This window comes from Bradyrhizobium sp. Rc3b, assembly GCF_900114915.1.
Lineage (GTDB): Bacteria > Pseudomonadota > Alphaproteobacteria > Rhizobiales > Xanthobacteraceae > Bradyrhizobium.
On record NZ_FOUS01000010.1, the window covers coordinates 263,269 to 286,684 of the forward strand.

Below are 23,416 nucleotides of genomic sequence, written 5' to 3' on the forward strand. Positions count from 1 at the left end.
CCACAATCTTCCCTCAGCGGCGTAATTCTTCGCATTTCACCCTCGGACTGTTGATTTGAACAGTTCCAGTTTGCCGGACACATTGCGCCCCTGAGTTCAATCGGTGGATTGGGCCAATCAGGGGACTTGCGATGGCAAACCTAACAATCAACGGAAAAACCTTCACTCTCGACGTCGAGCCGGATACGCCGCTGCTCTGGGCGATTCGCGAGAATGCCGGCCTGACGGGCACCAAATACGGTTGCGGCATTGCACAATGCGGCGCCTGCACGGTTCACATCGAAGGCGTCGCCACCCGCTCCTGCGGCGTCTCGGTCAGCGAAGCCGAGGGCAAGAAGATCACCACCATCGAGGGGCTCGCCTCCGGCGATGCGCTGCACAAAGTGCAGGAGGCCTGGATCGCCCAGGACGTGCCGCAATGCGGCTATTGCCAGAGCGGCATGATCATGGCGGTGGCGGCGCTGCTGAGCGAGAAGCCGAAGCCCACCGACGCCGATATCGACGAGGCCATCACCAATATCTGCCGCTGCGGCACCTTCCAGCAGGTGCGCGAAGCGATCCACACGATCGCAAGCGCGTAAGGAAATCCCCACATGAATAAGCATATCTCGCCGCGGCTCAACCGCCGCGCCTTCGTCATCGGCACGGCCGCGGTCGGTGCCGGCCTCGCCATCGGCCTCGACCTCCCCTTCGGCGGGCCCGCCGTGGTCCGTGCCGCCGACGGCTCGCCGGAGATCGGCGCCTGGGTCGTGGTCAGGCCCGACGACACCGTCGTGATCCGCATCGCCCGCTCCGAGATGGGTCAGGGCTCGCTGACCGGCCTTGCCCAACTCGTCGCCGAGGAGCTCGAATGCGACTGGACCAAGGTCACGACCGAATATCCGACACCCGGCCAGAGCGTCGCTCGCAAGCGCGTCTGGGGTGATTTTTCGACCGGCGGCAGCCGCGGCATCCGCTCCTCGCAGGACTATGTCCGCAAGGGCGGCGCCACCGCGCGCGTGATGCTGATCCAGGCCGCCGCCGATGCATGGAAGGTGCCGGCCTCCGAATGCGCGGCCGCGAACAGCGTCATCACCCACACGCCATCGGGCAGGACCACGACCTACGGCAAGGTCGCCGAAGCCGCCGCCAAGCTGACGCCGCCGGCGGACGTCAAGCTGAAGGATCCGAAGGACTGGAAGCTGATCGGCAAGGGCGTGAAGCGGCTCGACACCGTCGACAAGACCAACGGCGCCATGATCTACGGCGCCGACATCAAGCTGCCGGGCATGCTGAATGCGGCGATCAAGGATTGCCCCGTGTTCGGCGGCAAGCTGAAGAGCTTTGACGAAGCCAAGATCGCCAGCATGAAAGGCGTCAAGAAAGTCGTCAAGGTCGGCGATACCGCGGTCGCGGTCGTTGCCGACACCTGGTGGCACGCCAAGACCGCGCTGGAGGCGTTGCCGATCGTCTGGGACGAGGGCGACAACGCAAAAGTCTCCAGCGAGTCGATTGCCAAGTGGCTGGCCGAAGGCCTCAACAACGACCAGCCGGCCTATGTCGGCAACAAGAACGGCGACGCGAAAGCGGCGATTGCGAGCGCGGCGAAGAAGGTCGAGGCCGTCTACTCCTATCCCTATCAGAACCACGCCACCATGGAGCCGATGAACGCCACCGCGCTCTACACCGCGGACAAATGCGAGGTCTGGTGCGGCACGCAGAATGGCGAGGCGGCGTTCGCGGCGGTGCTGGAGGCGTCTGGCCTGCCGGCGGACAAGTGCGACGTGCACAAGGTGATGTTAGGCGGCGGTTTCGGCCGGCGCGGCCAGACCGACTATGTCCGCCAGGCCGTCATGATCGCCAAAGAGATGCGGGGAACGCCGGTCAAGCTGTTGTGGTCGCGCGAAGAGGACATGGCGCACGGCCGGTACCACCCGATCACCCAGTGCAAGATGACCGGCGCGTTCGATGCCAACAACAATCTGGTCGCGCTGCACTACCGCCTGTCCGGCCAATCGATCCTGTTCTCGCTGCGCCCCGAAGCGCTGCAGAATGGCATGGATCCGGCCGCCTTCCAGGGCGTCGCCCAATCCGGCGAAGCCGCGTTCGGCTATTCGGTGCCGAACCTGCTGGTCGAGCATGCGATGCGCAACCCGCACGTTCCGCCGGGCTTCTGGCGCGGCGTCAACGTCAATCACAACGCCATCTACATGGAATGCTTCATGGACGAGCTGGCCCAGGCCGCAGGCCAGGACCCGCTCGAATTCCGTCGCAAGCTGATGGGCAACCATCCCAAGCATCTGGCGGTGCTCAATGCCGTTGCCGAGAAGATCGGCTGGACGACGCCGGCGCCGCAGGGCGTCTATCGCGGCATCGCCCAGGTCATGGGCTATGGCAGCTATGTCGCCGGCGCCGCCGAAATCTCGGTGACTGACGGCAGCAAGATCAAGGTGCATCGCATCGTCGCCTCCACCGATCCCGGCTACGTCGTCAATCCGGCGCAGGTGGAGCGGCAGATCGCGGGGTCCTTCGTCTATGGCCTCTCGGCGCTGTTCTACGGCGGCTGCACCGTCAAGGACGGCAAGATCGAGCAAACCAACTTCGACACCTACAACTCGATGCGCATCAACGAGATGCCGAAGGTTGAATCGGTGATGGTGCCAAGCGGCGGGTTCTGGGGCGGCGTCGGCGAGCCCACCATCGGCGTCGCAGCGCCGGCGGTGCTCAATGCGTACTTCGCCGCGACCGGCAAGCGCATCCGCTCCGTGCCGCTGCGGGACCAGAACATCACCTTCGCCTAAGCACAGCCGCGGCGGCCACGACGGCCGCCGCGGCATTTTGCGGACAAGATTCATGAATGCGCTGGTGACGCGGCGGAATGCCGTTCTCGGCATCACCGCCGCGGCCACATCGTTCGTCGTCCCCTCGATCCTGCGCGCGCAATCCGCAGGCCGCATCGTCGTGGTCGGCGGCGGCTTTGGTGGAGCGGCCTGCGCGCGGGCGCTCAAGCGCGCGCAGGCGGGCTTGCAGGTGACGCTGATCGAGCCGAACAAGACCTTCACTTCGTGCCCCTTCAGCAACGAGGTGATCGCCGGCCTGCGCGAGATGGACGCGCAGCAGTTCGGCTATGACAGGCTCGCCGCCGAGGGCGTCACCGTCGCTGCTCAGGCCGCGACGGCCGTCGACGCGCAAAAGCGCAGCGTGAAGGCCGCCGATGGCGCCACGTTTGCCTATGACCGCCTCGTGCTCTCGCCCGGCATCGACTTCCACTTTGAAGCCCTGCCCGGCTATGACGACGCCGCATCGGAGAAGATGCCGCACGCCTGGAAGGCCGGCGCGCAGACCCTGCTGCTGCGCAGGCAGGTGGAAGCAATGGCTGACGGCGGCACGGTCGCGATCGCAATCCCCGCTAATCCCTTGCGTTGCCCGCCGGCGCCTTACGAGCGTGCCAGCCTGATTGCGCATTACCTGAAGACGAACAAGCCACGCTCGAAAGTTCTGATCCTCGACGCCAAGGACAATTTCTCCCAGCAGCGGCTGTTCGAGAGGGCGTGGAAGGAGCTCTATGGCGACATGATCGAGCGCATCGCGCTGTCACAAGGCGGCCGCGTCACCTCAGTCGATCCGGCGACCATGACCATCGTCACCGAGTTCGGCAACTACACGCCAGATGTCGCCAATGTCATTCCGCCGCAACGCGCGGGACGCATTGCCGAGATCGCTGGCGTGGCGGACCACACCGGCTGGTGTCCGATCGATCCCGTGACCTTCGAGTCGAAGCTCGTCAAGAACATCCACGTCATCGGCGACGCCTGCCTCGGCGGCGGCATTCCCAAATCGGCATCGGCTGCAAGCGGGCAAGGCAAGGCGTGCGCCGCTGCCATCGTCGCTTTGCTCGCGGGCCGAGCACCCGAGACGCCACGGCTGACCGGCGTCTGCTACAACACCGTCGCGCCAGGCTATGGATTTTTGCTTGCAGGCAATTATCAGCCGAAAGGCGACATCTTTGCCGAGGTCGAGGGCGGCGCGACGAGCCCAGTCGATGCCCCGCGCGAATTGCGCGCCCGCGAGGCGACCGAAGCCGAGCGCTGGTTTCAAATCATCACGGCGGACGTCTTTGGTTAGAGCGATGATGGGACCAAGTTGCCGCCACGAGCTAGGTGCGCTCCCTCCCCCGCTTGCGGGGGAGGGTTGGGGAGAGGGTGTCTCCACTCGCGAGACTCCCCAAGAGGAAAAAGCCCTCACCCGCCGCTGCGCGGCGACCTCTCCCGCAAGCGGGAGAGGTAAGCGGAGTTCGCGGCGGCACCGTGCACCCAGTCCGATTTCTGCGGTTGCTGCGTTCATCGCGGCGATCCTCGCCCTGTCCTCGCTTGCCAAGGCAGACGAACTCGCGCCCTACAAGATCGTAGGCGAAGGCATCCCGGCTTCTCTCACGGGCGCGCCAGGCGATGCCGTGCGCGGCCGCGCGCTGGTGCTGGCGCGCACCACGACCTGCATCCTCTGCCATTCCGGCCCTTTCCCGGAAACGCGGTTCCAGGGAGATCTCGCGCCTGACCTCACAGGCGCCGGGAACCGATGGTCGGTGAGTCAGTTGCGGCTTCGGCTGGTCGATGCGGCGCGCTTCAACCCGGACACCATCATGCCGTCCTATTATCGCAACGGCGACCTCGTGCGAGTCGGACGCAATTTCACCGGCAAGCCGATCTTGTCGGCGGCGGAGATCGAGGACATCGTGGCTTTTCTTGCAACGCTTCGCGACTAGGACTGTTCATGCCAACCACGCGACGACAATTTCTGAGCCTCGCCGGAGGCGTGGCGGCCGCCGGGACGATCCCGATCGTCACCCTGCGTCCGCTTCACGCGACGCCCGCGATGCTCAACACCGCAATCCGCAATGTCGTCGGCGAAGCACCAATTCGCACCGGCAGGGTGAAGCTCGACATTCCGCCGCTGGTCGAGAACGGCAACACCGTGCCGATGACGGTGAGCGTTGCAAGCCCGATGACGGCGGACGACCACGTCAAGAGCATCCACGTCTTCAACGAGAAGAACCCGCAGCCGAACATCGGCAATTTCTATTTCGGCCCCTCCACCGGCCGCGCTCAGGTCGCGACACGCATCCGCCTCGCCGACACCCAGAAGGTGGTGGCGATCACCCGCCTGTCCGACGACACGTTCTGGCAGGTCGCCGCCGACGTGGTCGTTACGCTGGCCGCCTGCACCGAGGAGATGAACTGATGGCCGCGCTCATCAACGTTCCCGCGAAGGCGAAGCGCGGCGACGTCATCGAGATCCGCACGCTGACCTCGCACATCATGGAAACAGGCTTCCGCCATACCACAGACGGCAAGCTGGTGCCGCGAGACATCATCACGAGCTTCACCTGCCGCTACAACGGCGCCGAGATCTTCCGCGCCGATCTGTTTCCGGCGATCGCGGCCAATCCTTATCTGTCGTTCTTCACGGTCGCCAGGGAAAGCGGCAAGTTCGAGTTCGAGTGGATCGGCGACAACGGCTATTCCTCCACCGCGTCGGCATCGATCATTGTCGAATGAGCGTTTGGCGCGCGATAGCAGCGGCCGCATTGTTCGCCGCAGCGCCTGCCCTGCTCGCTGGTGAAGTCCCGCACGATGCGCGCCGGTCCGGCTACTCCTTCATGGGCCCGGACACGCGCGCCATGCAGGACGACGACACCTCCAATCCCGGCATGCTGTTCGTGCTCGATGGCGAACAGCTATGGGACAAGAAGACCGGCAGAGCCGAGAAAGCCTGCGCGGATTGCCATGGCGATGCACGCACCAGCATGAAGGGTGTTGCCGCACGCTACCCGGCCTTCGACAAGGCGCTCAGTCGCCCCGTCACGCTCGACCAGCGCATCAATCTCTGCCGCTCCAATCATCAGCAGGCGTCGCCACTGCCCTACGAGAGCCGCGAGCTCCTGGCGCTGTCCGCCTTCGTCGCCCATCAATCGCGCGGTGTCGCGATCACTGCCGGCGACGATCCGCAAGCAAAGCCCTTCGTGGAGCAAGGCCGCGACCTCTTCATGCAGCGGCAGGGCCAGCTCAACCTCGCCTGCACCAATTGCCACGACGACAATTTCGACAAGCGCCTTGCGGGCGCGCCGATCACGCAGGGACAGCCGACCGGCTATCCGCTCTACCGCCTGGAATGGCAAACGCTGGGATCGCTGGAGCGACGGCTGCGCAGCTGCATGAGCGGCGTCCGCGCCCAGGCCTATGATTACGGCTCGCCCGAGCTGGTCGCGCTCGAGCTTTATCTGATGTCGCGGGCGCGCGGCTTGCCGATGGAGACGCCGGCTGTCCGGCCCTGAGACTAGTGCTTTGAGGCTTCCGCTTGCGGCGAGGTGGCTTCGGCCGCAGCCGCGGGTGTCGCGACCGATAGTCCATGGAGCCTCCAGCTACCGCCGACATCCTGAAACATCAGATCGAAATCGATCTGCAACGGCCTCGTCGGAATGGTGCCGCTGAGCCGCAGCATGCCGCGGCCATTGACGTTGGGTGCCGCCGACAATCGCGGGGCGAGAAGTGCGGCTCCAAACAGGTCGAACTTGCGGGCCCGCAGGTCGGAGAACGCAAGCGCGAGATCGGCGGCGCTATTCCTGGCCTGGAATTCAGGTGCGGCAAGGTCGCGCAACACCGAATAATTGCCGGAGCGATTGGCGTCATTCAACGTCAGGAGCGAGGAGCGGATCAGATAGAGTGCCTGCTCGACGGTGACCTGCGGCCCGCCCTGTCGTGTCGGGGCCGCGGCGGGCTGAACCGCCCAACGATCCGCAAAGCCGGAAGGCGGTGATTGCATCTCCGCACGCATGGGTGCGCAGGCTACGATGAGGATCGTGCCTACGATCAATCGTGGCGATACGACCATGCACTCACCAGCCCATGCGCAAGCCGACGCGTCCGCCGGCGACCCGCTGGTCGGGCCCGTAACCTATTCCGCCGTTGAACTGCATGTTCTGATTGAGACGTAGTGCCGCGTTGAACGCGAGACCGTTGGCCCGCTCGAAGGTCCCGTAGTTCATGGTCACGGCAAAACTCTCATTCGGCAGCAGCGTCGGCACGCCGGCCATGGCAAAGGCCATGGCGACGCCGCTGGTCACCTTGCTGGTCCTGCTGCTGAGGTCGTCGAGGCGGCCGTTGATGTTGGCGAGCTGGCCATTGATGGCGCTGAGATCGCTGGCCGAGGCGATGCCGAGATTGGCAAGCGTCGTGGTCGCGAGATTGCCGGCGCCATCGGAGGTGACAAGCTGGGTCGTGCCGCTCTGCGCAGCCTTGCTGGCCGAAGAGGTGATGCCGGCCATAGTGTAGGTGTTGCCGGTCGTCCCGAACGTCTGCTGGTTGGCGCGGGTCACTGTAGCGCCATTGCCGAAGGCGGCGGAATTGGCAAAGCCGGCGCTGGAATTGTTGCCGACAGCGAGGGCATTGGCCCCAGTGACCGAAACGGTGTTGCCGATTGCGATGCCGCCCGCGCCGGTTACGGTCCCCGCGTTCGCCATCACCAGCGCATTGGACGCATTGACGGTGTTGCCGGAGCCGAACACGGAGGATCCGGCAGCGCTCGCCGTGCCGGCCACCGCGTTGTTGGAGCCGACCACATTGACGTTGTCGCCCCGGCCGGTCTGGTTGGTGCCGTTGACGGTGTTGTTGTCGCCGAGCACGAAGCTGCCATTGCCGTTCAGCGTATTGGGGTCGCCGATGGCGTAGCTGCCATTGCCGCGCACGGTTTGACCCGTGCCGAATGCACCGCTGTTGGTGCCGGTGACGGTGTTGAACGCACCGACCGCGGTGCTGTTGACGCCGGTCACCGTGGTGTTGTTGCCGACAGCCGTTCCGCTCGTGCTGCCGGCGTTGACGACCGCCCACGATCCGACCGCCACCGAACTGTCGGCATACGCGTAGCTGTCCGCGCCGTAAGCTGAGCTGGCGAGGCCAGTCGCGGTGCTCCGGCCACCGGTCGCAGTTGCGAAGTCGCCGGACGCCCGGGAGGCGGCACCCACCGCCGTCGAGTACCAGCCGGGTGCACTGCTGTTGGCGCCAACGGCCACGGTTTGATTGCCGGTCGCACTGCTCACATAGCCGTAGGCGGTACTCTCGTAGCCGGTCGCCGCGCTCTGCGCGCCGGCGGCGGAGGCGTGCTGACCGATCGCGAGGGCGCCAAATCCCATCGCGGTGGTCTGCACGTTGGTCGCCTGACTAGAAGCGCCGACGGCGAGAGCATTATAGCCAGAGGCAGTGCTGGAGGCGCCATAGGCCGTGCCGGATGCACCGCCCGCCGTGCTGCTGGCACCGCACGCCGTGCTTCCGGCGGCAACGGCGACAGCGCCGCCGGTGCTGTTGCTGGCGTCGGTACAGACGAACTGTGCCTGCGCGGATGACACGTCGACGACCGCGGCCAGCGCGAGCGCCACCACGACACAGATCGCAGCCGGCCACATTTGCCGCCGCGTCGCTTCCCCCCGCGTTCGTCCCGCTGTCTCGCCGGTCCGCCCTTCGGCCAACCGCACCGCAAGACCCGCCCCTCGCCTATCCATCGCTCACCTTCACGTCATTGCAAATTGCTCGGGCCGGCAAACACTCACGTCTGGCCCGCGCGCGATAATATGAATATTCATGCCCGGAGACTGCGGTTCGACGGCGTGGAAACTTGCCTGATCGTCCCAATTTGCAGACCAACTGCCGGAGGGAGCGGCCTGGCATGACGAAAATTCCGTATCTGCGGTTCGATACAGCGGAGCTACCCGCCGCCGAGCGGCTCGATCGCTACCGCGCGATTCTCACCCATTACGAGGTGTCGGTCCCCGAAGGCACGTCCAGCGACGACTTCGAGGTTCTGGCCGAGGCCTGGCTGCTGGGCGGCCTGGTGACCGCATCCACCAAGATGGGGCCCGTGCGCTTCACCCGCACCGCCGCGCTGGCAAAGGCCGATGGCCGCAACTCATTCGCGCTGCTGTTGCTCCGTCGCGGCGCCTGGAGCGGCGAGGTCGACGGCGAGCCGATCTCGGCCGGCCCCGGCCAGGTGCTAGTGCTCGACCTGACCCGGCGCTTCGACGGCATCGCCACGGCGACCGACACGATCAGCCTCGACGTCGAGCGCGATGCAATCGTCAACGCCGCGCCCGATGGTCTCGACCTGCACGGGCTCGTCCTCGACGGCGCCGCCGGCCGCGTGCTCGCCGATCAGATGGGACTGCTGCGACGACGGCTTCCGGCGATGGACGGGAACGAGGCGCCCGAGGCGATCCAGACGACGCTCGGGCTGCTGCGCGGATGTTTCGGCATGGCCGCGCGGCCGCGCGAGCAAGGGCTCGCCCGGCGCGACATCGCCATCCTTCATCGCGCCAGCCGTTTCATCGATCAGAACCTCGGTCACCCCGATCTCTCGGTGGCAACCATCTGCCGCGAGATCGGCGTGTCGCGCTCGGTGCTCTATCGGGTCTTCACGCCGCTGGCGGGCGTCGCCGATTACATCCGCGGACGGCGGCTCGAGGCGATCCATGTGCTGCTGGATGACGCCGACGAAGACCGCTGGAATGCGGAGATCGCAGCTGAATTCGGCTTCGTGAGCCAGGCCCATTTCAGCCGCAGCTTCCGGCAACGCTTCGGCTACTCGCCGCGCGCAGCGCGCGACTCCCGCGATCTCGCAGCTGCCGTCGACGCTGGCCCGGAGCTATTCCGCGAGTGGATCAACCAGCTCGGTTGACTTGCCTTGTCGTGCGGCTTGAAAGGAAACGGCCGGGCAGCATATCGCCGCCCGGCCGCAATCTCCGCTTCGCTTCTCCTATTCCGCCGGCGCGGCCGACAGCTCCGGATGGGCGGCATAGTGTCCGCCGGCGCCAAGCTTGCTGGCCGCGAACAGGCCGGCGGCCATCGCGGCGTAGGCCAGCGCAACGGCGGGCGTGACACCGAATCCGCCGCCGATGCCGACGGCCTCGCCATGCATGAAGCCGAAATAGGTCAGGACCGCACCGACCAGCGCGAAGCCTGATGCCTTCTCGAAGTCGCGCTCGATGATGAAGACGCCGATCGCGCCCAGGATGAGGCCGCCGAGGATGGAGCCGCCGCCCATCACCTCCAGTCCGTGGTAGAACACGCCCTGCTGCGGCAGCGCGGCGATCGCGGCAGCCTTCACCGCGTCGGCCTTGTCGGCGGCCATGCCGCCGACGGTTGCCGCCGCATTCATGGTCGAGCCCAGCATCGTGTCGATCTGCAGCTTGGCCCAGGCGGCCAGATGCGGCGTCAGCGCCAGCACGATCGCGGGCGCGTGCTTGACCGGCGTGGTCTGGAACGCCTGGGCGCCGATCAGCATGCCGATGTAGAGCAGGATCGGCGAGATCGCGACCACGGGCACGAGGGCCAGCAGCACCGAGATGATGCCGAACCAGGCCAGCACGATCACCATGATGCCGGTTGCGGCGGAGTAACCGATGCGGCCGCCCATCGCCTTCCAGCCGGGATGGCCTATATAGACGGCGTTGATGAAAGGGTTGCCCATCAGGCAGCCGATCAGGCTGACGACGCCGTCCGCCGTGAGGACTCGCGTGGTCGGATATTCGTCGCCCGCTGCCTCCGCGCTCTCGACATTGTCCATGGCTTCGACGAGGTCATAGATGCCGAACGGAATGGCGGTGACCAGGATGATGCCGAGGAATTCGAAGCCGGAGAACACGTAGCCCACGGCGGGAATCGGCACCGAGAAGCCGAAATTGGCGAAGGCATCGCCGACACCTTTGACGCTAAGTCCACCGAGGCCAAGACCGAACAGGTTCGAGCCCCAGGCGATGATCATGCCGGCGGCGATGGCTACGAGGCCCGCGGGAATGCCGCGAGGATATTTCACGCCGCCGAACCAGCTCACCAGGATGATGGCGAAACAGACGAGACCAATCTGCGGCGTCATATACATCTCAAGCGCCGGCCGCATCGAGATGAAGGTGACCGAGACGCCGGCGAGCGTACCGAGCAGCGCCGCGCGCGGCGTGATCTTGCGGATGAATGGCGCTATGAAGCCGCCGATCATGAGAATGAAGCTCTGGAAGAACACCCAGACCAGGCCGGCCGACCAGCCCTTGAGCGGGTCACCGGTCTTCAGCGTGATCGGCAGCATGATGACGAAGGTGACGATGAACATATGCGGCACGCTGACGCCTGAGGGCAGCGCGCAGACGTCGTTGCGGCCGGTCTTCTGCGCCAAACGGTAGGCGAGGTAGGCGTAGTAGAAGGTCGAGAGGCACATCATCAGCCCGAGTGCGGGCAGGATGCGGCCGAACACCAGGCTGTCCGGCATCTTCAAGACGAAGCGCAGGAGCCCCGTGAGCACCAGCATGTTGACGAGGATGTTGGTGCCGAAGCCGAAGAACGCATTCCAGTCGCCCGATGTCCATAGTGCCGGCTTGAACTCGGACTTGTTCAAGTCAGATTTGCCGGCCGTCCCCGTCAACGTGCTCATGACAATACCCCTATGTGGTCGAAACCTTCATTGCCTCCAGGACTGCGGCTGAGGTTGCGACCCAGCCGAAGATGCCGCCCTGGGCCTTGATCATCTTCAGGCCCATCTCGTGAAACTCGGGGAAGTAGGATGCGCAGCCGTCCGACATGACGACGCAGCGATAGCCGCGGTCATTGGCCTCGCGCACTGTGGTGTTGACGCACACTTCGGTGGTGACGCCGCACACCAGCAAATTCTCGATGCCGTATTTCTCCAGCACGTCGCCGAGCTCGGTGGCGTAGAACGCGCCCTTCCCCGGCTTGTCGATCACGATCTCGCTGTCGAGCGGATAGAGCTCGGGAATGATGTCGTGACCGGCCTCGCCGCGAATGAGGATGCGGCCCATCGGACCGGGGTCGCCAATGCGCAAAGACGGCGCGCCGCGTTCGACTTTCGCCGGCGGCGCGTCGGAGAGATCGGGCAGATGGCCCTCGCGGGTGTGGATCACCAGCATGCCGGTGTCGCGCGCCGCCGTCAGCACGGTGCCGATCGGCTTCACCGCGCGCGCAAGCTGGCTGACGTCGTTGCCGAGCGTCTCGCCGAAGCCGCCGGGCTCCATGAAGTCGCGCTGCATGTCGATGATGAGAAGCGCGGTGCTCGGCCAGTCGAGCTTGATCGGCTCGGGCTCGGCGCTGATGACGCCCAATGTCGACTTGCTTGAGTCCAGCATGACGCCCGTCCCTCGCGAGAACTCTCTTTGCCGGAGTTCTGCAAGCGCCGTGCCATTGTGTACAATTGCGGTGGAGCGCCGGACGCGAGGGAATTCGTTGTGTAGTCAGAAGGTTACGCAAGCGATCGGCGCCTGCATATTACCTGTGCGACGGCTTCCCCGCGTGCATCTGCTTAAAGGATGGGCGGCCGATTGGCAGCATTCTTCCCTTCTCCCCTCACAAGGGGAGAGGGTGCAGCCATCGCTCTTACGCCCCATACAGCTGCCGATACTCTTCCTCGTACGGCGCATAGGAGTCCTTCATCGTCGCCATGTTCAGCAGCATGGTGGCCACCATGGTGCCCGCCTTGTCGAACACGCGTGTCCTGACCCAGGCGCTTTCGGTGCGGCGGCTGCCGGAGAGCGCGACCACCTCGCGCTCGACTTCGTACTCCTCGCCCTCGAAGAGCGGGCCCTTGATCAGCCGGATCTCCTGATCGGCGAACAGGCCGACGGCCGGGCCCTTGGCCGGGAGCGGATCGTCCTTCGAGCGATACTGGAACAGCACGCTCAGCATCTCCATCGGGATGATCGGTCTGCCCCAGGGGTTGTCGGCGCCGGAATAGTAAGGCGAATTCTCGGTGATGACGGCGAGCTTCTGCCGCAGCGAGAACGGATAGAGGTCGCCCATGGTCTGATCGAACGCCATGCGGACCGTCTGTCGCTTGCCGGTCTGCGCCACCTTGACGTCGCGCAGGATGACGGGATCGGCGAGCGGCTTGAGCTCGGCGAGGCGCGCCTCCAGCGCAGTCGCTGCGTGCGGTTCACCGACCGAAGCCGTGCCGCGCAGCACCTCGGTGCCGTCGCGCTTGACCATCTGGATCTGGCACTGGCTTGTCCCGGGCAGTGGCTTCGACAGAATCGCCTGCACCTCCTCGCCCTCATAGCAGACGCTGCGATAATGCGCGGACAGGCAGCCGGTTTCGAACCAGGTGTGTCCCCACAGCTGCGCGCAGAGCGGAGCGAACTGGCTGAAATGCGTCGGGCCTTCGATGGTGCCGCCCTTGAAGCCGAGCTTCTGCGCGGTGGCGTCGTCGTGAATGGACGCGTGCGCATCATAGGTTTGCGCTTGCAGCATCTGACGCGGCTGGCGCCACGGTCCAATCAGGGCCTCGGCCGTCGCTGTGATCTCGGTGTCGAATGCGTTTGCAGCCATGATGTTCTCCACTGGAAGCCATGACTAGCAGGAGCGCCACGGATGCGGCCAGCGATATTGACTTCGCCGGCCCATGCTCTTGACTGGCATCTCTCGCTTCGCAAAGCCGCAAGCCTCCCGCGGCGCAAAATCCCTCGCCGGACTACCACACAAGGACTGCCGAAATGACGCTGTTGCAGGTCGAGCTGGACGACAAATACCGGCTCGAATCGAAGCGGATCTTCCTGTCCGGCACACAGGCTCTGGTTCGCTTGCCCATGTTGCAGCGCGAACGCGACCGGCTCCAGGGCCTCAACACCGGCGGCTTCATCTCCGGCTATCGCGGTTCCCCGCTCGGCATGTACGACCACGCGCTGTGGCGCGCGAAGTCGCACCTCCAGCAGCATGACATCGCCTTCGTCCCTGGCCTGAACGAGGATCTGGCGGCGACTGCGGTCTGGGGCAGCCAGCAGGTCGGCTTGTTTCCGGGCGCCAAGGTCGATGGCGTTTTCGGCATCTGGTACGGCAAGGGCCCCGGCGTCGATCGCTCGGTCGATGCCCTCAAGCATGCCAATGCGGCCGGCACCGCGCTCAATGGCGGCGTGCTGGCGCTGGCCGGCGACGACCACGGCTGCCAGTCCTCGACGCTGGCGCATCAGAGCGAGCAGGTGTTTGCAGCTGCGCTGATCCCCGTGATCAATCCGGCGACGCTGCAGGACTATCTCGATCTCGGCCTCTACGGTTTTGCGCTGTCGCGCTTCTCCGGCTGCTGGGTCGGCTTCAAGGCGATCAGCGAAACCGTGGAGAGTTCGGCGTCGATCGACAGCGACCCTGAACGCATCAAGATCGTGCTCCCTGACGATTTCGAGATGCCGCCCGGCGGCCTCAACATCCGCTGGCCCGATCCGCCGCTGGAAGCGGAGCGGCGCCTGTTCGGCCCGAAGATGGCGGCGGTGCAGGCCTTCGCCCGCGCCAACCAGCTCGACCGCATCGTGCTCGATTCGAAGCCTGCGCGGCTCGGCATCGTCGCGACCGGCAAGGCCTATCTCGATCTGCGCCAGGCGCTGGCTGATCTCGGCATCACCGACAAGGACGCGCAGGACCTCGGTCTTCGCATCTACAAGGTTGCCCTGACTTGGCCGCTGGAAGAAAGCGGCGCCAAGCGTTTCGCCGATGGTCTTCAGGACGTGCTCGTGGTCGAGGAGAAGCGCGGCTTCATCGAAGACCAGCTGATGCGCATCCTCTACAACATCGATGCATCGCGGCGCCCGACGATCACGGGCAAGCGCGACGAAAGCGGCACGCCGCTGCTCCCGAGCGAGGGCGAGCTGACGCCGACCATCGTCGCCGGCGCGCTGGTGGCGCGCTTGCGCAAGCTCGGCCATCACAGTCCGGTGCTGGAGCAGCGCCTCGCGCGGCTCGAGGCCTTTGACAATCCGGTCACCACCGGCACGCAGATCAAGCTGGCTCGCACGCCGTTCTTCTGCTCGGGTTGTCCGCACAACACCTCGACCCGCGTGCCTGAAGGCAGCCGCGCCATGGCCGGCATTGGCTGCCACGGCATGGCCCTGAGCATGCCGACCCGCCGCACCGATCTGATCTCGCATATGGGCGCCGAGGGCGTGAACTGGATCGGCCAGTCGCCCTTCACGAGCGAGACGCACATCTTCCAGAATCTCGGCGACGGCACCTACACCCATTCCGGGCTGTTGGCGCTCCGCGCGGCATCGGCCGCCGGAATCAACATCACCTACAAGATCCTTTATAACGACGCCGTCGCGATGACCGGCGGCCAGCCCGCCGAAGGCGCCTTTAACGTCGCGCAGATCGCGCATCAGGTCTGGGCCGAGGGCGTCAAGCGCCTGGCAATCGTCTCGGACGATCCGGACAAGTATCCGCAAGGAAACTACTTCCCGCAAGGCGCGACCATCCATCACCGCCGCGAGCTCGATGCTGTTCAGCGCGAGCTGCGCGACATCAAGGGTCTTACAGTGGTGATCTACGACCAGACTTGTGCCGCGGAAAAGCGCCGACGCCGCAAGCGCGGGCTTTATCCCGATCCCGCCAAGCGCGCCTTCATCAACGAGCTGGTCTGCGAAGGTTGCGGCGACTGCTCGCAGGCCTCCAACTGCGTCTCGGTGCAGCCGCTGGAGACCGAGTTCGGCCGCAAGCGCCAGATCGACCAGTCGAACTGCAACAAGGACTTTTCCTGCGTCGAGGGTTTTTGCCCGAGTTTTGTGACCGTCCATGGCGGTTCGCTCAAGCGCATGAAGACTTCGGCCGTCGATTCCGGCCAGCTGTTCGCCGATTTGCCGCTGCCGCCCGCACGCGAGCTGGACGCGCCCTACAACATCCTCGTCACCGGCATCGGCGGCACCGGCGTCATCACCATCGGCGCCCTGCTCGGCATGGCGGCCCATGTCGACGGCCGCGGCTGCTCGGCGCTCGACTTCACCGGCCTGTCGCAGAAGAACGGCGCCGTGATGAGCCATGTCCGCATCTCACGGAGGCCTGAAGACATCTCCGCGGTCCGCATCACCACGGGCGGCGCCGACGTCATTCTCGGTTGCGACATGATCGTCTCGGCCGGCCCCACCGCGCTCAGCCGCGCCGAACGTGGCGTGACCAAAGCCTACATCAACGCCGATCTGCAGCCGACCGCGAGCTTTGTGCAAAACCCCGATCTCGACTTCGAGATGGGCACGATGCAGACCGTGCTGCGCGACGCCGTCGGCGACAAGAACCTCGACATCATCGACGCCACGGGCATTGCCGCCGCGCTGATGGGCGACAGCATCGCGACCAACCCCTTCATGCTCGGTTTTGCCTTCCAGAAGGGCGCGATCCCGCTGTCGCTGGAAGCGCTGCTGCGCGCCATCGAAATCAACGGCGCCGCGATCGAGATGAACAAGCTCGCCTTCACCTGGGGCCGCCTGGCCGCCCACGACATGTCGCGGGTGCGCAGCGTGCTGCAGTTCAAGAGCCGAGCGTCGGCGCCGACCAAGTCGCTCGACGACATCGTCGCGACGCGCGCGGAATTCCTGACTGGCTATCAGGACAAGACCTATGCCGACCGCTACCTCGCGGGCGTTGCAAAAGTGCGCAAGGCGGAAACGGCCGCCTCGCCCGCATCAACCGAGCTGGCCGAGGCCGTCGCCAAAAATCTGTTCAAGCTGATGTCCTACAAGGACGAGTACGAGGTCGCCCGGCTCTACACCGACGGCAGCTTCGCGAAGAAGGTCTCGGAGAGATTCGACGGCGACTTCACCCTGAAATACCATTTGGCACCACCGATCTTCGCACAGCGCGACAAGTCGACGGGCCGGCTGCAGAAGCAGGAGTTCGGCGGCTGGATGATCCATGCCTTCCGCGTTCTCGCCAAGCTCAAGTTCCTGCGCGGCAGCGCGCTCGATCCGTTCGGCCGCACCGAGGAGCGCCGGACCGAGCGCAAGCTGGTTGAGGATTATCTGGCGATGATCGATCAGCGGATGGCCGGGCTGAAGGCAGAGCAGATCCCGCTGCTGGCACGCCTCGCGCGCGTGCCCGAGACGATCCGAGGCTTCGGCCACGTCAAGGAGACCAACATCAAGCTGGCGGCGGCCGAGACGGTACGGCTGGAGGCGGAGCTGGAGAACAGCCGTTTTGCGGCGGCGGCGGAGTAGCGGCTAAGAACGCAGGTTCTCTCCACGTCATTGCGAGGAGCCCTTGCGACGAAGCAATCCAGAGTCTCGCCACATACTCAGTGTCATCGCCCGGCTTGCCGCCTTCGCTGAAGCTTCGGCGTGCCAAGCGCTCGTGTGGGCCGCGGCGTAGCCTTGGCGGAGCCGGGACCGGGCGATCCAGTACTCCGAGGCGGTTGTGATTGAACCGATGGGCCGCGGCGTACTGGATGCCCCACTTTCGCGGAGCATGGCAGCGGTGGAAATAGCTAAACCGACGCCGACACGCCTGCAGCGGTCTCACGTGTGACGCTTCCCTCCGCCAGATGCCTTCCTGCGATATATCCAAACACCAGTGCCGGCCCCAGCGTGATGCCCGGTCCCGGATAATTCCCGTTCATGATCGAGCCCATGTCATTGCCGCAGGCATAAAGGCCCGCAATCGGCGTGCCGTCCGCGCGCAGCACCCGGGCTTGCGGATCGACCTTCATGCCGACGGCCGTGCCGAGATCGGCCGGATGGATGCGCATCGCGAAGTACGGCGCGCGGAGGATGGGCGCGACGCAGGGATTAGGCTTGCGGCTGATATCGCCGAGGTGGCGCTGATAGATGGTGCTGCCGCGGCCGAATTCGCCATCGCGCCCCTCCTTCGCGCCTTGGTTGTAGCTCGCGATCGTCGCCGCCAGCACCCGCGGCTTGATGCCGATCTTCGCCGCGAGCCCCGCGATATCAGGCGCCTCGACCAACTCGCCGCTCGCCACATAGCGCCGATAGCTCCGCGTGAACGGCCTGATCCGGCCGAGGCCGTAAGCCCACAGGAACCGGCGATCGCAAATCAAATAGAACCGCCGGTCCGGCTCGCCATTGCTGTCGCGCAGCATGGCCAGCACGAATTCGTGGTAAGATAGCGCCTCGTTGACGAAACGTCGGCCCGCTGTGTTGACGGCGATCACGCCGGGCTTGGCGCGGTCGGCCACAAGGTGCGGGAACACGCCACGGCTGCCGTCGGCGCGGCGGAATAGCGAGGCCGGCACCCAATAGGCCGGGCTGGTCGCATCCGCATTGAGCGCGGCACCAGTCGCTGCCGCCAGCCGAAGTCCGTCGCCGGTGCTGGAAGGGCTGGTCGCCGAGACGAATCCAGCCGCCGCCGGGAAAAAGCGCTTGCGCAATACGGCGTCGTGCGAGAACCCGCCGGTTGCCAGCACCACGCCGCGGCGCGCTGCGATCGGCCGGTCGCGCGAGCCGTGACGGATCACCACGCCACTGACGCGGTCGCCCTGCATCGAGAGGTCTTCGACATCGGCGCTGAAGAGAACTTCAACCTGCCGCGCCAGCACCGAAGCATAGAGCTGCGCGGCAAGTGCGTTGCCGAGATACAGCGACGTGCCGCGCGGGCTCCGCAGCCGCTGCAGCGCATATCGAGAGATCAGCCGCGCCGCACGCAGGGTCGAGCGCAGCGATTTTCCAACACTGCGCAAATGCGGAACGTCGCGAGGATCGACCATCATCCCGCCGAACAGCGTGAACTCCGGCAACGGTGGCCGCAATCGCGCAAAAGCGCCGCCGAGCCGCGTGCCGTCGAAACCGACCGGCTCCAACACGCGGCCGCCGGGCGTCGCGCCGAGCCGCTCCGGATAACAATCCGGACAGGCCTTCACTGGCTGGAGGCGTACCTCCGTGTTGGCTTCGAGATAGGCGATCGCCTCGGGCCCGCGCGCGAGGAAGGCGGCGCGCAGACCGGCATTGGCGGGCTCGGGCACCGTGCTCGACAGATATTGGACGGCATCCGCGACGCTGTCGGAGAGCCCGGCCTCCCTCATTCTGGCATTGGCGGGAATCCAGACCATGCCGCCGGACCAGGCGGTGGTGCCGCCGACGAACGCGGTCTTCTCGATCACCAGCACGCGCAGGCCTTGCGCAGCGGCCACGGCCGCCGCCGTCATGCCGCCGACACCGGCGCCGATAACAATGACGTCGTAGGTCTCGTGTGCCGGCATCATGCGGGTTTCCGAAGGCGAGGCATGACACCGTCATACCCCGCCTCGCCCGTCCCACGCTAGCGCTGCGGCTTGCGCTCGATCGGGTCGATATCGATCGCCCGCAGGCGGCCGAGCCGCAGCACGTCCATGGCGAGCCGCCGGCCGATGCGGTCGCGGTCGAGCACGCGGATCAAATCGTCGACGCCGTTCATCTCAACGCCGTCGAGCCTGATGACGACGTCGCCAGGCAACAGGCCCGCCTTCGCCGCCGGACCATCCGGCTCGATCTGCGCGAGCAATGCGCCCATCTTGTTTTCGATGCCGGCCAGCACCGCATGCCGCCGTGGGATCGGCGCGGTCTGTCCGGCGACGCCGATATAGGCGCGACGGACATAGCCGTGACGGATGATCTCCGACAGCACGAATTGCGCGGTGTTGCTGGCAACCGCGAAGCAGATGCCTTGAGCGCCGTTGATGATGGCGGTGTTGATGCCGATCACCTCGGCATTCGACGACAGCAGCGGGCCGCCGGAATTGCCAGGGTTGAGCGCGGCGTCGGTCTGGATCACGTCCTCGATGGTGCGCCCGCTCACCGAGCGGATCGAGCGGCCGAGCGCCGAGACCACGCCGGCGGTCACGGTCGATTCGAAACCGAGCGGATTGCCGATCGCGATCACGAGTTGGCCGCGGCGCAGCGTCTTGGAATTGCCGAGCGCGGCATAGGGCAAATGGCGCACGCCGTTGGCGCGCAGCAGCGCAAGGTCGGTATCGGGATCGACGCCGAGCACCTGGGCGTCGCCGACATGGCCCTCGACGTCGCGCAGCCGGATCTCCTTCGACGTGCCGACCACGTGGCTGTTGGTGAGGACGAGGCCATCAGGCGAGATCACGATGCCCGAGCCGAGCCCGCCGCGCTCACGGCCGTTCGGCACTTTTGGCCCGGTCTCGACACGCACGACCGCGGGGCCGACCCGGTCGGTCACATCGATCACGGCATTGGAATAGGCGTCCAGCAACGCCCGGTCATCGGCCGGCGCAGATGCTGTCGTTCGCGATGACGCGCCGTCATCGACGATATCTGAGGTGAAATCCAGCATGGCAAGAGTCCTTGAAGGCTCACACAGATGGTGGCCTGTGCCCGGCCGCGCAAGGTGCCCGTCGGGCGCGCAGGGCTGGACTGCCCAGATGGCTAGGGCGCCCGCCGCAGCGTGCCTGCCCTCGCCTTCACCGGATCGAGCAGCGACCAGTCCCCATCCGGAAGCACATGGCCCTTCGGGAATGGCGCCCGCAGCTCGATCCCCAGCGAACCCAGCACGCGGTCGTCGCGGTAGTAGCATTGCAGCACGACACGGACGAGCGTCGCGGCGGCGACGCCGCCGTGCTTGCGAAACTCCTGCGCCACCGCATCGCGTCTGGTGGCATCGAGCTCGGCGAGCGGCGCTCCTGCCAGCCGCGCCAGATCATCCAGCGCGGCCGCGACCAATTTGGTATCGCGGCCAAGCGTTGCGAGCATATCTGCCTGGATCGCGGGATCGTCGGCGCCGGGCACCTTGTACTCGTCGCTGGCGGGAACGATCATCGCGGCGATGCTGCGGAGGTCGTCGCGTTGGGTGCGCGTGAGATTGTCTGCGGACATGGCGGCCTTAATCAAACAAATTGGCGAGGCGCTGCTTCATCTGGTCGGCGATGTAGAGCGCGAGGGCCTGGATGGTGGAGGTCGGGTTCACGCCGCCCGACGTGACGAAGATGCTGCCGTCGACGATGAAGAGGTTCTTCACGTCGTGCGTGCGGCCCCATTCATTGACCACGGAGCGCTCTGGGTCGGTGCCCATCCGCGCGGTACCGAGCAGGTGCCAGCCGCCCCAGGGGATCGGCGAATTGATGCAGATATCGGTGGCGCCCGCGGTCTCCAAAATCTCCCGGCCGCGCGCCAGCGCATGCTCCATCATCTTCCGGCTGTTCTCGCTGATGGTGTAGTCGATCTTCGGCGCGGGAATGCCGTGACTGTCCTTGAGCACGGGATCGAGCGTGACGCGATTATGCTCCTCCGGCAGATCCTCGCAGATCGCGGAAAATCCGAGCCGGTGGCCGTTCAGCTTGCGGAAGACGCGGTGATGATCCTCGCCCCAGGGCAGAATGCCCTTCTGCTCGCTGACGACAGCCTCGAACACCGGTCCGGCCCCGCGCACGAACTGAACGCCATAGCCGCGCACGAAACCGCGCGACAGGTCGGTGTCGTACCACTGCTTGCTCCACAGGCAGGTCGGCGGCGCGCGGTTGCTATCGGTCGGCTCCTTCACATAGCCGTAGATCTGCGCATAGGGATGGAACATCAAATTCTTGCCGACGAGGCCCGACGAATTGGCAAGGCCGTTCGGAAAGCGGTTTGACGCCGAGTTCAGCAATAGCCGCGGCGTGCCGACGCCGTTGCAGGCGATGATGACGACATGCGCGGGCTGGAACTGCTCGACGCCGTCCTTGTCGTAATAGACCACGCCGGAGGCCATGCCACTCTCGTCGGTGGTGATCTCGCGTACCCGGCAATGGGTGCGCAGCTCGACGCCGGCGCGGATCGCCTGTGGCCAATAGGTGATGTCGGTGGAGGATTTGGCGCCTTGCGCGCAGGCCGGCGTGCAATGGCCGAGATTGATGCAGCGCGCCCGGCCCTCATAGTCCATCGTCGCGACCGTCGTATCCGACGGCCACCAGTGCCAGCCGAGCTTGTTCATGGCCTTGCCGATGATGGCGCCGGACAATCCGAGCGGCTGTTGCGGCATCGGCGGATGCGTCAGCGGCGAGAGCGGATCGCCTGACAAGCCCGACGTGCCCATGATCCGATCGTTCTCCTCGAAGAACGGGGTCAGCGCGTCGTAATCGATCGGCCAGTCGTCGGCGACGCCGTCCAGCGTCCTCACCTTGAAATCGGAGGGATGCAGCCGCGGCCAGTGCGCGGTGTACATCACCGTGGAGCCGCCGACCGCGTTGTAGTTCACGACCTTGATCGGCGAATTGTCGTCGTTGATCGGATAGTCCTCGGGCCGGCCGCGCACGTTCGGGCTCGACGACCACTCGCCGTAGAACTTGGCCTCCCAGTCCCGGCCCGTGCTGGGATATTCCGCCGGGTTCATCCAGCCGCCCTGCTCCAGGCAGAGAATGTGCATCTTGGTCTCGGCCAGCGACCACGCCACCGCCGCGCCCGAAGCGCCGGCGCCGATGATCAGGACGTCCACGGGGTCTTTCATCGCAACCTTTTCCTCCCGCCCTCGCCGCTTCCCGGGCGATTCAGCCTGCACGGTCCGCAAGGCCTGCGAACGATAGGGTCAGAGCGGGCGGGGAGTAAAGCCGCGGGGCCGGAATGTCGCACTTCGCAGGGTGCAGACCATTGGTATCGCCACATCCGGATGCTAGGAACAGGCGCACGAGCAATCGATAGCGAGACCGCATGTCCTTCCGAAATGTCTTTGCCGCCGCCCGCGCTTTTGCGCTCGTTTTGTTTTTCGCCTTGTCCGGAGTCCTGGCGTCTTCCGAGCCGGCTTCCGCGCTGACCGCCGCCGCGATAGTCCGCGACGGCAACTCCATCCAGCTTGGCGACGTCACCTACCGGCTCGACGGCGTCGACGCGCCCGAGCTCGACCAGGTCTGCATCGACGACCACGCCGATTCCTGGACCTGCGGCATCGAGGCTCGCGACCAGCTGGCGAAGCTGATCAACAAGCGCTCCGTGCGCTGTGACGATGTCGGGCCGGAGAAGAGCTTTGGCAAGCGGCACCGGGCGATCTGCACGGCCGAGGGCGACAAGGCCAGCCTGAACGAACAGCTGGTCAAGCTCGGCTTTGCCGTCGCGCGGGAGCCGATCAAGGCGAACGTCAAGCCGGCCGTGGCCGAGGCCAAGTCGGCCGCCGCCGGGATCTGGAAGGGGTGTTTTGTTGCGCCGCAAGACTTCCGCGCGGGCAAGAAGGACGGCGCACTGCTGGGTGCCGCCTGCCGTCCGGACCGCGACAAGGAAATTCGCGCCGTGCTGTTCCCGGAGGAGCTGACGATGCCGCCGAGTTGCAGCATCAAGGGAAAGCTCGCGGTGCGCGCACGCGTCACCGGCAACATCGGCATCTATCATCTGCGGGGTTGCCCGAGCTACCCGGCGACCACCAAGCCGGACCGCTGGTTCTGCTCGGAGGACGACGCCCAGGCGGCCGGCTTCCGCAAGGCCTACAATTGCCGCCGGCCGAAGTGAAAAATTCCCTCACGCATCCGTGAGTAGTAGTCCATGACCGTATTGATCCGGAATTGAACCCCTTCGCGAGTTGCTGCACTCATAAAGGTACGCAAGCGCTTGCGCGGGCGTTTCCTTGGCAGCAATCCGGCTCCGGCCTGATTGCCCTGCTTGGGCGTTTCCTCCCTAGACTTGGGCCGCTTGTCACAACAAGCGGCTCTTCTTTTTTGGGCGGTGCTA

General features: G+C 65.6%; 19 protein-coding genes. 10 read left to right on the forward strand and 9 right to left on the reverse strand.

The window, feature by feature from the left end; translation table 11 throughout:
- Positions 1–131: 131 nt before the first annotated feature.
- The 7 genes from BM190_RS24385 to soxA all read left to right on the forward strand — a co-directional run bounded on the left by BM190_RS24385 (position 132) and on the right by soxA (position 6,310).
- On the forward strand, positions 132–581 hold the full coding sequence (locus BM190_RS24385) for a (2Fe-2S)-binding protein (RefSeq protein ID WP_026202799.1): 450 nt from the start codon (positions 132–134) through the stop codon (positions 579–581).
- Positions 582–593: 12 nt separating this feature from the next.
- Positions 594–2,780 carry a xanthine dehydrogenase family protein molybdopterin-binding subunit gene (locus BM190_RS24390; RefSeq protein WP_092259786.1) on the forward strand — a complete coding sequence of 729 codons (2,187 nt, stop codon included), beginning with the start codon at positions 594–596 and terminating at the stop codon, positions 2,778–2,780.
- A 52-nt stretch (positions 2,781–2,832) separates the two neighbouring features.
- A complete protein-coding gene (locus BM190_RS24395) occupies positions 2,833–4,104 on the forward strand; it encodes an NAD(P)/FAD-dependent oxidoreductase (protein ID WP_092259788.1) in 1,272 nt (423 codons plus the stop codon).
- A 196-nt stretch (positions 4,105–4,300) separates the two neighbouring features.
- Positions 4,301–4,741, forward strand: coding sequence for a sulfur oxidation c-type cytochrome SoxX (gene soxX / locus BM190_RS24400; RefSeq protein ID WP_092259971.1), 441 nt, complete (start codon positions 4,301–4,303; stop codon positions 4,739–4,741).
- 8 nt (positions 4,742–4,749) lie between these two features.
- A complete protein-coding gene (locus tag BM190_RS24405; protein ID WP_092259790.1) occupies positions 4,750–5,217 on the forward strand; it encodes a SoxY-related AACIE arm protein in 468 nt (155 codons plus the stop codon).
- A complete protein-coding gene (gene soxZ, locus BM190_RS24410; RefSeq protein WP_092259792.1) occupies positions 5,217–5,534 on the forward strand; it encodes a thiosulfate oxidation carrier complex protein SoxZ in 318 nt (105 codons plus the stop codon). The genes BM190_RS24405 and soxZ overlap by 1 nt, the downstream gene beginning before the upstream one ends.
- Positions 5,531–6,310: a sulfur oxidation c-type cytochrome SoxA gene (gene soxA / locus BM190_RS24415; protein WP_177237264.1), complete on the forward strand. Its 780-nt coding sequence runs from the start codon at positions 5,531–5,533 to the stop codon at positions 6,308–6,310. The genes soxZ and soxA overlap by 4 nt, the downstream gene beginning before the upstream one ends.
- A 2-nt stretch (positions 6,311–6,312) precedes the next feature.
- Here soxA and BM190_RS24420 read toward each other — a convergent pair whose 3' ends face one another.
- Complete coding sequence (locus tag BM190_RS24420; protein ID WP_244550719.1) at positions 6,313–6,798, reverse strand: hypothetical protein; 486 nt, start codon at positions 6,796–6,798, stop codon at positions 6,313–6,315.
- Positions 6,799–6,871: 73 nt separating this feature from the next.
- Positions 6,872–8,434, reverse strand: a complete 1,563-nt coding sequence (locus tag BM190_RS24425; RefSeq protein WP_092259798.1) for a YadA family autotransporter adhesin — start codon at positions 8,432–8,434, stop codon at positions 6,872–6,874.
- 260 nt (positions 8,435–8,694) lie between these two features.
- On the opposite strand from BM190_RS24425, the gene BM190_RS24430 reads away from it, so the two are divergent.
- A complete protein-coding gene (locus tag BM190_RS24430) occupies positions 8,695–9,699 on the forward strand; it encodes a helix-turn-helix domain-containing protein (protein WP_092259800.1) in 1,005 nt (334 codons plus the stop codon).
- A gap of 78 nt (positions 9,700–9,777) precedes the next feature.
- Here the strand turns inward: BM190_RS24430 and BM190_RS24435 are convergent, their stop codons facing one another.
- The 3 genes from BM190_RS24435 to BM190_RS24445 form a co-directional block, all read right to left on the reverse strand.
- Complete coding sequence (locus BM190_RS24435; protein WP_092259802.1) at positions 9,778–11,445, reverse strand: regulator; 1,668 nt, start codon at positions 11,443–11,445, stop codon at positions 9,778–9,780.
- Between the two features lie 10 nt (positions 11,446–11,455).
- Positions 11,456–12,154: a cysteine hydrolase family protein gene (locus BM190_RS24440; protein WP_092259804.1), complete on the reverse strand. Its 699-nt coding sequence runs from the start codon at positions 12,152–12,154 to the stop codon at positions 11,456–11,458.
- Positions 12,155–12,401: 247 nt separating this feature from the next.
- Entirely contained in the window at positions 12,402–13,349 is a 948-nt protein-coding gene (locus tag BM190_RS24445; protein WP_177237265.1) for a hypothetical protein, read from the reverse strand.
- A 164-nt stretch (positions 13,350–13,513) separates the two neighbouring features.
- On the opposite strand from BM190_RS24445, the gene BM190_RS24450 reads away from it, so the two are divergent.
- Positions 13,514–16,990 carry an indolepyruvate ferredoxin oxidoreductase family protein gene (locus tag BM190_RS24450; RefSeq protein WP_092259808.1) on the forward strand — a complete coding sequence of 1,159 codons (3,477 nt, stop codon included), beginning with the start codon at positions 13,514–13,516 and terminating at the stop codon, positions 16,988–16,990.
- A gap of 266 nt (positions 16,991–17,256) precedes the next feature.
- Here the strand turns inward: BM190_RS24450 and BM190_RS24455 are convergent, their stop codons facing one another.
- From BM190_RS24455 to BM190_RS24470, 4 genes are all read right to left on the reverse strand, one after another.
- A complete protein-coding gene (locus BM190_RS24455; protein ID WP_092259810.1) occupies positions 17,257–18,987 on the reverse strand; it encodes an FAD-dependent oxidoreductase in 1,731 nt (576 codons plus the stop codon).
- Positions 18,988–19,043: 56 nt separating this feature from the next.
- The gene (locus BM190_RS24460) at positions 19,044–20,063 is read right to left on the reverse strand and encodes a S1C family serine protease (protein WP_092259812.1); all 1,020 of its coding nucleotides are present in this window, start codon (positions 20,061–20,063) and stop codon (positions 19,044–19,046) included.
- A 92-nt stretch (positions 20,064–20,155) separates the two neighbouring features.
- Entirely contained in the window at positions 20,156–20,602 is a 447-nt protein-coding gene (locus BM190_RS24465) for a hypothetical protein (protein WP_092259814.1), read from the reverse strand.
- Positions 20,603–20,609: 7 nt separating this feature from the next.
- Entirely contained in the window at positions 20,610–22,208 is a 1,599-nt protein-coding gene (locus tag BM190_RS24470) for a GMC family oxidoreductase (protein WP_092259816.1), read from the reverse strand.
- A 200-nt stretch (positions 22,209–22,408) separates the two neighbouring features.
- Between BM190_RS24470 and BM190_RS24475 the strand changes: the two genes are divergently transcribed.
- Positions 22,409–23,197 carry a thermonuclease family protein gene (locus BM190_RS24475; protein ID WP_092259818.1) on the forward strand — a complete coding sequence of 263 codons (789 nt, stop codon included), beginning with the start codon at positions 22,409–22,411 and terminating at the stop codon, positions 23,195–23,197.
- The last annotated feature ends 219 nt before the right edge of the window (positions 23,198–23,416 follow it).

Excerpts from the sequence above, each read along its gene's own strand:
- soxA (WP_177237264.1), top strand. The coding sequence starts at position 5,531 with ATGAGCGTTTGGCGCGCGATAGCAGCGGCCGCATTGTTCGCCGCAGCG.
- BM190_RS24395 (WP_092259788.1), top strand. The coding sequence starts at position 2,833 with ATGAATGCGCTGGTGACGCGGCGGAATGCCGTTCTCGGCATCACCGCC.
- BM190_RS24465 (WP_092259814.1), bottom strand. The coding sequence starts at position 20,602 with ATGTCCGCAGACAATCTCACGCGCACCCAACGCGACGACCTCCGCAGC.
- BM190_RS24385 (WP_026202799.1), top strand. The coding sequence starts at position 132 with ATGGCAAACCTAACAATCAACGGAAAAACCTTCACTCTCGACGTCGAG.
- BM190_RS24420 (WP_244550719.1), bottom strand. The coding sequence starts at position 6,798 with ATGCAATCACCGCCTTCCGGCTTTGCGGATCGTTGGGCGGTTCAGCCC.
- BM190_RS24450 (WP_092259808.1), top strand. The coding sequence starts at position 13,514 with ATGACGCTGTTGCAGGTCGAGCTGGACGACAAATACCGGCTCGAATCG.
- BM190_RS24430 (WP_092259800.1), top strand. The coding sequence starts at position 8,695 with ATGACGAAAATTCCGTATCTGCGGTTCGATACAGCGGAGCTACCCGCC.
- soxZ (WP_092259792.1), top strand. The coding sequence starts at position 5,217 with ATGGCCGCGCTCATCAACGTTCCCGCGAAGGCGAAGCGCGGCGACGTC.
- BM190_RS24440 (WP_092259804.1), bottom strand. The coding sequence starts at position 12,154 with ATGCTGGACTCAAGCAAGTCGACATTGGGCGTCATCAGCGCCGAGCCC.
- BM190_RS24460 (WP_092259812.1), bottom strand. The coding sequence starts at position 20,063 with ATGCTGGATTTCACCTCAGATATCGTCGATGACGGCGCGTCATCGCGA.
- BM190_RS24435 (WP_092259802.1), bottom strand. The coding sequence starts at position 11,445 with ATGAGCACGTTGACGGGGACGGCCGGCAAATCTGACTTGAACAAGTCC.
- BM190_RS24390 (WP_092259786.1), top strand. The coding sequence starts at position 594 with ATGAATAAGCATATCTCGCCGCGGCTCAACCGCCGCGCCTTCGTCATC.
- BM190_RS24475 (WP_092259818.1), top strand. The coding sequence starts at position 22,409 with ATGTCCTTCCGAAATGTCTTTGCCGCCGCCCGCGCTTTTGCGCTCGTT.
- BM190_RS24470 (WP_092259816.1), bottom strand. The coding sequence starts at position 22,208 with ATGAAAGACCCCGTGGACGTCCTGATCATCGGCGCCGGCGCTTCGGGC.
- BM190_RS24405 (WP_092259790.1), top strand. The coding sequence starts at position 4,750 with ATGCCAACCACGCGACGACAATTTCTGAGCCTCGCCGGAGGCGTGGCG.
- BM190_RS24455 (WP_092259810.1), bottom strand. The coding sequence starts at position 18,987 with ATGATGCCGGCACACGAGACCTACGACGTCATTGTTATCGGCGCCGGT.
- BM190_RS24425 (WP_092259798.1), bottom strand. The coding sequence starts at position 8,434 with ATGTGGCCGGCTGCGATCTGTGTCGTGGTGGCGCTCGCGCTGGCCGCG.
- BM190_RS24445 (WP_177237265.1), bottom strand. The coding sequence starts at position 13,349 with ATGGCTGCAAACGCATTCGACACCGAGATCACAGCGACGGCCGAGGCC.